At 71.8% G+C, this 7,391-nt stretch carries 6 protein-coding genes; 5 read left to right on the plus strand and 1 reads right to left on the minus strand.

Features of this window, described 5'->3' with window-relative positions; translation table 11 throughout:
• Entirely contained in the window at positions 1 to 792 is a 792-nt protein-coding gene (locus BRW65_RS18925; protein WP_073877250.1) for a TrmH family RNA methyltransferase, read from the plus strand.
• On the opposite strand, the gene BRW65_RS18930 is transcribed toward BRW65_RS18925, so the two are convergent.
• Positions 779 to 1,822, minus strand: a complete 1,044-nt coding sequence (locus BRW65_RS18930) for an oxygenase MpaB family protein (RefSeq protein WP_073877251.1) — start codon at positions 1,820 to 1,822, stop codon at positions 779 to 781. The genes BRW65_RS18925 and BRW65_RS18930 overlap by 14 nt on opposite strands.
• Positions 1,823 to 2,013: 191 nt before the next feature.
• Here BRW65_RS18930 and BRW65_RS18935 point away from each other — a divergent pair, with 191 nt between their 5' ends.
• The 4 genes from BRW65_RS18935 to pheT form a co-directional block, all read left to right on the plus strand.
• Entirely contained in the window at positions 2,014 to 2,928 is a 915-nt protein-coding gene (locus tag BRW65_RS18935; RefSeq protein WP_073877252.1) for an adenylate/guanylate cyclase domain-containing protein, read from the plus strand.
• Between the two features lie 17 nt (positions 2,929 to 2,945).
• Complete coding sequence (locus BRW65_RS18940) at positions 2,946 to 3,752, plus strand: rhomboid-like protein (protein WP_073877253.1); 807 nt, start codon at positions 2,946 to 2,948, stop codon at positions 3,750 to 3,752.
• Between the two features lie 119 nt (positions 3,753 to 3,871).
• Entirely contained in the window at positions 3,872 to 4,915 is a 1,044-nt protein-coding gene (pheS, locus tag BRW65_RS18945; protein ID WP_073877254.1) for a phenylalanine--tRNA ligase subunit alpha, read from the plus strand.
• Positions 4,915 to 7,391, plus strand: a 2,477-nt coding sequence (gene pheT / locus BRW65_RS18950) for a phenylalanine--tRNA ligase subunit beta (RefSeq protein WP_244168137.1), incomplete at its 3' end; no start/stop codon positions are given. The genes pheS and pheT, both read left to right, overlap by 1 nt.

The following is a 7,391-nucleotide window of genomic DNA, read 5'->3' on the forward strand; positions in this document are numbered from 1 at the left end:
CTGCTGACCGAACGTTCGGCCCGCGTCGCCGCGGCGGTCAAACTGCATCGGCACGTCGGCCGGCGGCGGGCGGGCCGATTCCTGGCCGAGGGCCCCAACCTGGTCGAGGCCGCGGCCGCCCGCGGCCTGGTCCGTGATGTCTTCGCCACCGAAGCCGCCGCACAACGGTATGCGTCTTTGCTTGCCGTGCAGCGTGATTCGGTCCACCTGGTCACCGAGCGGGCCGCAAAGGCGCTGTCGGACACCGTCACCCCCACCGGGCTGGTGGCGGTGTGCGACATGCCGTCCACCCGGCTGGCGGACGTGCTGGCCGGATCGCCCCGGCTGGTCGCGGTCGCCGTCGAGATCGGCGAGCCCGGCAATGCCGGCACGGTCATCCGCATCGCCGACGCCATGGGCGCCGACGGCGTGATCCTCGGCGGGCACAGCGTCGACCCGTACAACGGCAAGTGCCTGCGCGCCTCGGCCGGCAGCATCTTCTCGATCCCGGTCGTCGTGGCGCCCGACGCCCCCGCGGCGCTGGGCGCCCTGCGCGGGGCGGGGCTGCAGGTGCTGGCCACCACGGTCGACGGCGAGACGCGGCTCGACGAGGCCGCCGACCTGCTCGGCCGGCCCACGGCGTGGCTGTTCGGCCCCGAATCACAGGGCCTGCCAAGCGAAGTCGCGGCGGCGGCCGATCACCGCATGCGCATCCCGATGGCAGGCGGGGCGGAGAGCCTGAACGTGGCCTCCGCCGCGGCGATCTGCCTCTACCAGAGCGCGCAGGCGCTGGGCGTCTTCAGGCGGCCCTGACGCGCCCTCGGGCGGGCCGCAGACCCGCCAGCGACAGCGTCCCGTGCACCAGCGAGCCGGCGCGCTCCATCAGCGCCTTGGCCGGGTCGAGGGGCGAGCGGGGCTTCGGGGGGAAGTAGTGCATCGGCAGCCCGCGGCGGTCGCGGGGCGGCGCCATGAACGTCGGCGCCTCCACCAACGGCGCGTTGCTGGGCAGCCGGCCCTCCGCCCGGCGGTAGGCGGCCAGCGCGCGCGGGTGCAGCCGGATCTCGTCTGGCACCGCCAGGAAGGCCAGCTCGACCAGCTTGCCGAACAGGCGCAACAGCACCTCGTCGCCCGGGGTCCAGCGCATGCCCGCCTTCTCGCGAACGGCCGGCTCGAACAGGCCGGCCGCGATCCAGCGCTGGCCGGCCACCAGCGGCTTGAACATCTGGTCCCAGATCGGCGTGGGCATCAGCACGAACTTCGGCTTCGGGATCCGGATTTGGAAGATGTCCAGCGTCGCCCGGTTGATCTCGAGTTCCTCGCGGCAGACCCGATCCCAGTACTCGCAGAATTCCTCCCAGGAGCCGGGCACGGGGCGCATGCTCACCCCGTACATCCGGTACCACCGCACATGCTCGTCGAACAGCTGCCTTTTCTCGGCCTCCGTCAGGCCGCCGCAGAAGTATTCGGCCACCTTGATCACCAGCATGAAGAAGGTCGCGTGCGCCCAGTAGAACGTTTCGGGGTTCAGCGCGTGATACCGGCGCCCGGACGCGTCGACGCCCTTGATGGTGTGGTGGTAGCTCGTGATCTGCCGCCCGGTCGCGGCGGCGCGCTCACCGTCGTAGACGACGCCCATGATGGGGTACACCGAGCGGGCCACCCGCTGCAGGGGCTCGCGCAGCAGGATCGAGTGCTCCTCGACGCCGGCGCCCAGCTCCGGATACATGTTCTGGATCGCGCCGATCCACACGCCCATCATTCCCGTGCGGAGATCGCCGAAGTACTTCCAGGTGAGCGAATCCGGTCCCAGAGGATCGTCGGATGTCGTTGGAATGGCAGTCATCTCGGCCTCCTGCGCTCACGATAACTTTGACAACGGACGTTGTCTACGATTTCGGCCGCGCGTGCCCGCGGGTGTTATCGACCGTCGACAGCGGCGTGCCACCGTCGTGATCAGGCGATACGTTGCGGGCTGTGCCACGCTCGCGCGACCCTTAATTGCCCGCGTCCCGTGGAAGGAAATAACCTGGCCAGGTGGAACTCGCGCGTCGCGATTCGGATTCGGGCGGGCCCGAAGAACCGACCGTGACGGCATCCGATCCGCCGCGGGGTTCTTCGGTCTCGGTGCACAACGCGACGCAGTGGCTGCACAACCGGAACCGCAGCCCGGGCGCGGTCGCCTTCATCCGCCGGGCACGACGACTGTTGCCCGGCGATCCCGAGTTCGGCGACCCACTCTCCACGGCCGGCGACGGTGGGCCGCGCGCCGCGGCGCGCGCCGCCGACCGGCTGCTGGGGGACCGCGACGCGGTGTCCCGTGAGGTCGGCCTCGGGCTCTTGCAGGTGTGGCAGGCGCTGACCGAGTCGGTGTCCCGACGGCCGGCCAACCCGGAGGTCACCCTGGTCTTCACCGACCTCGTTGGCTTCTCGTCGTGGTCCTTGCAAGCCGGCGACGAGGCGGCGCTCACCCTGCTGCGACACGTAGCGCGCGCCGTCGAGCCGCCGCTGCTGGACGCCGGCGGCCACATCGTCAAACGGATGGGCGACGGCCTGATGGCCGTGTTCGGCGATCCGACGGTCGCCGTGCGCGCGGTGCTGGCCGCCAAAGAGGCGTTGAGGTCGGTCGAGGTGGCGGGCTACACGCCGCGGATGCGCGTCGGGATCCACACCGGCCGGCCCCAGCGGATGGCCTCCGACTGGCTCGGGGTCGACGTCAACATCGCCGCGCGGGTGATGGAACGGGCCACCAAGGGCGGGGTGATGGTGTCAGGTTCGACACTCGACCTGATCGCCCAGAGCGAACTGGACGCGATGGGTGTCGTCGCCAAACGCGCACGTAAACCGGTGTTTGCGGGGAAGACGCCTGGCGTCCCGGCCGACTTGGCGATATATCGTCTGCGGACTCATAGGGAGTTGACAGCGCCGGATCACACTTCCGAAACAAATTAGCCGACATACTGGATGCAATGTTTGGGGGCATCTTCTCCCGGCTCGCCCGGGTCCAATTCACGGTGGGGTACGTGGCGGCGCTGCTTGCCGTCAGCGGTGCCATCTTGGCGCTTGGCCCGCATGCGCACGACGTGCTGGTCGAGCGGGCCAGCACCAACCTGCACAACCTGGCCCATGGCCACGTGGGCACGCTGCTGGGCAGCGCGCTGGTGGTCGACGCGGGCCCGCTCTACTTCTGGTTGCCCTTCCTGACCTGCCTGCTCGCGCTGGGTGAGCTGCACCTGCGCAGCATCCGGCTGGCGGTCGCGTTCCTGATCGGGCACATCGGCGCGACGCTGCTGGTGGCCGCCGCCCTGGCGGCGGCGGTCGAGTTCGAGTGGATGCCGGTGTCCATCACCCGGGCCAGCGATGTCGGGATGAGCTACGGCGCCCTGGCGGTGCTCGGGGCGATGACGGCGGTGATTCCCCAGCGCTGGCGGCCCGCCTGGGTCGGCTGGTGGGTGTCGGCCGGCATCGCCTCGGCGATCATCGGCGGCGATTTCACCGACGCCGGTCACACCGTCGCCGTGGTCCTGGGCGTGCTGGTGTCCGCCCGGCTCCGCCAGCCCATCCATTGGACGCCGGTGCGCATCCTGATGCTGGCCGCCTCGTCGGGCTTCGGCTTCCTGCTGCTGGCCCACCACTGGGGGACCATGGCCGGGGCGCCGGCGTTCGGCCTCCTGGGCGCCCTGGCGGCCCACAAGATCGTGCAGTTCGCGACCGCGCGCGGCGGGGCGCTGAACGACGAGGCGCTGGCCGGCCCGCAGCCGGTTACGGTGGGCTAGCCGGCCCGTCGGTCGTCGCCTTACGCACGCGCGAAGCGTCGTGCTCAGATCACTTATGATCGGCACTTGCCGCTGGGCGATTTCCTCCCCAGCCCCCATCACAAGGAGAGTGTCGCCGCGTGGGTGCTCAGCCCGTCGACCTGTCACCGGACGCCTTGGCCAACGCGGTGCACACCGCCCGGGAGGCGATCGCGCGCGCCGGCGATCTCGACGCGCTGGCCCGCGTGAAGATCGACCACCTCGGTGACCGTTCGCCGCTGGCGCTGGCCCGGCAGGCGCTCGGCGGCGTCCCCAAGGACGAGCGCGCCGACGCCGGCAAGCGCGTCAACTCCGCACGGGCCGAGGCCCAGCGCTTCTACGACGAACGCCTGGCCACGCTGCGCGCCGAGCGCGACGCGGCGGTGCTGGCCGCCGAGGGCATCGACGTCACGTTGCCGTCGACGCGGCAGCCGCCCGGCGCCCGGCACCCGATCACCCAGCTGGCCGAGCACATCGCCGACACGTTCGTCGCGATGGGCTGGGAATTGGCGGAGGGGCCTGAAGTCGAGACCGAGCAGTTCAACTTCGACGCGCTCAACTTCCCGGCGGACCACCCGGCGCGCAGCGAACAGGACACGTTCTACATCGCGCCCGACGATTCCCGGCAGTTGCTGCGCACCCACACCTCGCCCGTGCAGGTGCGCACCCTACTGGCCCACGAGCTGCCGGTGTACATCATCTCGATCGGGCGCACCTTCCGCACCGACGAGCTCGACGCCACCCACACGCCAGTCTTCCATCAGGTCGAGGGGTTGGCGGTGGACCGCGGGCTGTCCATGGCGCATCTGCGGGGCACCCTCGACGCGTTCGCCCGCGCCGAGTTCGGCCCCGAGGCCCGCACCCGGATCCGGCCGCACTTCTTCCCGTTCACCGAACCCTCGGCCGAGGTCGACGTCTGGTTCGTCGGCAAGAAGGGCGGGGCCGGCTGGGTCGAGTGGGGCGGCTGCGGCATGGTGCACCCGAACGTGTTGCGGGCCGCGGGAATCGACCCCGAGGAGTACTCCGGGTTCGCGTTCGGGATGGGCCTGGAACGCACCCTGCAGTTCCGCAACGGCATCCCCGACATGCGCGACATGGTCGAGGGCGACGTCCGGTTCTCGTTGCCCTTCGGGGTGGGTGCCTGATGCGCATCCCCTACAGCTGGTTGCGGGAGGTCGTGGCGGCCGGCGCCCCGGACTGGGACGTCACCCCCGCCGATCTCGAGCAGACGCTGGTGCGCATCGGCCACGAGGTCGAGGAGGTCGTCACGCTCGGCCCGGTCGACGGGCCGCTGACCGTGGGACGGGTGACCGGCATCGAGGAGCTCACCGGTTTCAAGAAGCCGATCCGGGCCTGCCGGGTGGACGTCGGCGAGTCTGAGCCACGCGACATCGTCTGCGGCGCAACGAACTTCGTCGTCGGCGACCTGGTGGTCGTGGCGCTGCCCGGCACCACGCTGCCCGGCGGGTTCGCCATCACGGCGCGCAAGACCTACGGCCGCGACTCCGACGGCATGATCTGCTCGGCGGCCGAATTGGGTTTGGGCGCCGACCATTCCGGCATCCTGGTGTTGCCGGCAGGTACCGCCGAACCGGGCGCCGCCGGCGCCGCGGTGCTGGGGTTGGACGACGTGGTCTTCCACCTGGCGATCACCCCCGACCGGGGCTACGGCATGTCGGTGCGGGGCCTGGCCCGCGAGATCGCCTGCGCCTATGACCTCGACTTCGTCGACCCGGCGGACGTCAAACCCTTGCCGGCCGTGGGGGAGGCCTGGCCGTTGACCGTACAGCCCGAAACCGGCGTCCGCCGGTTCGCCCTGCGCCCGGTGACCGGCATCGACCCGGCCGCCGTGTCGCCGTGGTGGTTGCAGCGCCGGCTGCTGTTGGCCGGCATCCGCGCGTCTTCCCCGGCGGTGGACGTCACCAACTACGTGATGCTCGAGCTCGGCCATCCCATGCACGCGCACGACTGCAACCGGATCTCCGGGGGCCTGCGCGTGCGGTTCGCCCGGGCGGGCGAGACGGTCGTCACGCTCGACGACGTCGAGCGCCGGCTCGACCCGGCCGACGTCCTCATTGTCGACGACCGGGCGACCGCGGCGATCGGCGGCGTGATGGGCGCGGCGAGCACCGAGGTTCGCGCCGACTCCACCGACGTGCTGCTGGAGGCCGCCGTGTGGGACCCGGCCGCCGTCTCCCGCACCCAGCGGCGTTTGCACCTGCCCAGCGAGGCCGCCCGGCGTTACGAGCGCGGGGTGGACCCGGCGATCTCGGTCGCCGCGCTGGACCGCTGCGCCGCGCTGCTCGTCGACATCGCCGGGGGAGCGGTGTCGGACGAGCTGACGGATTGGCGCGGCGATCCGCCGAGCGACGACTGGTCGCTGCCCCCGATCCGGATGCCCGCCGACCTGCCTGACCGCGTCGCCGGGATCGCCTATCCGCCGGGCACCACCGCGCGGCGCCTGGCGCAGGTCGGGGCTTCGGTGGGCGGCGACGGCGAGACACTGATCGTGACCCCGCCGAGCTGGCGCCCAGACCTGCTGCAGCCCGCCGACCTCGTCGAGGAGGTGCTGCGGCTGGAGGGCCTGGAGGCCATCCCGTCGGTGCTGCCCGCGGCTCCGGCCGGCCGGGGTCTCACCGCGAGCCAGAAGCGTCGACGCGCCATCGGCAGGTCGCTCGCCCAGTCCGGCTACGTCGAAATCCTGCCGACGCCGTTCCTGCCCGCGGGCGTGTTCGACCTGTGGGGCCTGCCGGCCGACGATCCGCGGCGCTCGACCACCCGGGTGCTCAACCCGCTGGAGGCCGACCGCCCGCACCTGGCCACCACGCTGCTGCCCGCGCTGCTGGAAGCGTTGGTGCGCAACGTGTCCCGTGGTCTGGTGGACGTCGCGTTGTACGCGCTGGCGCAGGTGGTGCAGCCGACCGAGGAGACCCGCGGCGTGCAGCCGATCCCGGTGCACCGGCGGCCCACCGACGACGAGATCGCGATGCTGGACGCCTCGCTGCCCCGGCAGCCGCAGCACGTCGCGGCGGTGCTGGCGGGGCTGCGCGAACGCCGCGGCCCGTGGGGGCCCGGCCGCCGGGTCGAGGCCGCCGACGCATTCGAGGCGGCCCGCATCATCGCCCGCGCCGGCGGGGTCGAGGTGAGCCTGCGGGCGGCCCAGCGCCTGCCGTGGCACCCGGGCCGCTGCGCCGAGGTGCTCGTGGGGGAGACCGTCGTCGGCCACGCCGGCCAGCTGCATCCGGCGGTGATCGAGCGCTCCGGGCTGCCGAAGGGCACCTGTGCGGTCGAGCTCAACCTCGACGCGATCCCGATCGTCGAGGCGTTGCCCGCACCCAGGGTGTCGCCGTTCCCGGCCGTCTTCCAGGACGTCAGCCTGGTGGTGCCCGCGCACGTGCCGGCCCAGGCGGTGGCCGACGCCGTCCGGGAGGGCGCCGGCGACCTGCTGGAAGACCTGCAACTGTTCGACGTCTTCACCGGCCCGCAGGTCGGGGTTGCCGGCGAGGGGTTTTTCCCGCATTGCGCGGCACCGAAAAGCACCCCGCCGACCCGCGTTCGTACCAGCCAACCCATGAGCCCCGACTCCATCAGCGGGATCTGCAGCCTGTTCTGCGGCGCTCC

Origin of the sequence: Mycobacterium paraffinicum (assembly GCF_001907675.1) — a bacterium.
Taxonomy (GTDB): domain Bacteria; phylum Actinomycetota; class Actinomycetes; order Mycobacteriales; family Mycobacteriaceae; genus Mycobacterium; species Mycobacterium paraffinicum_A.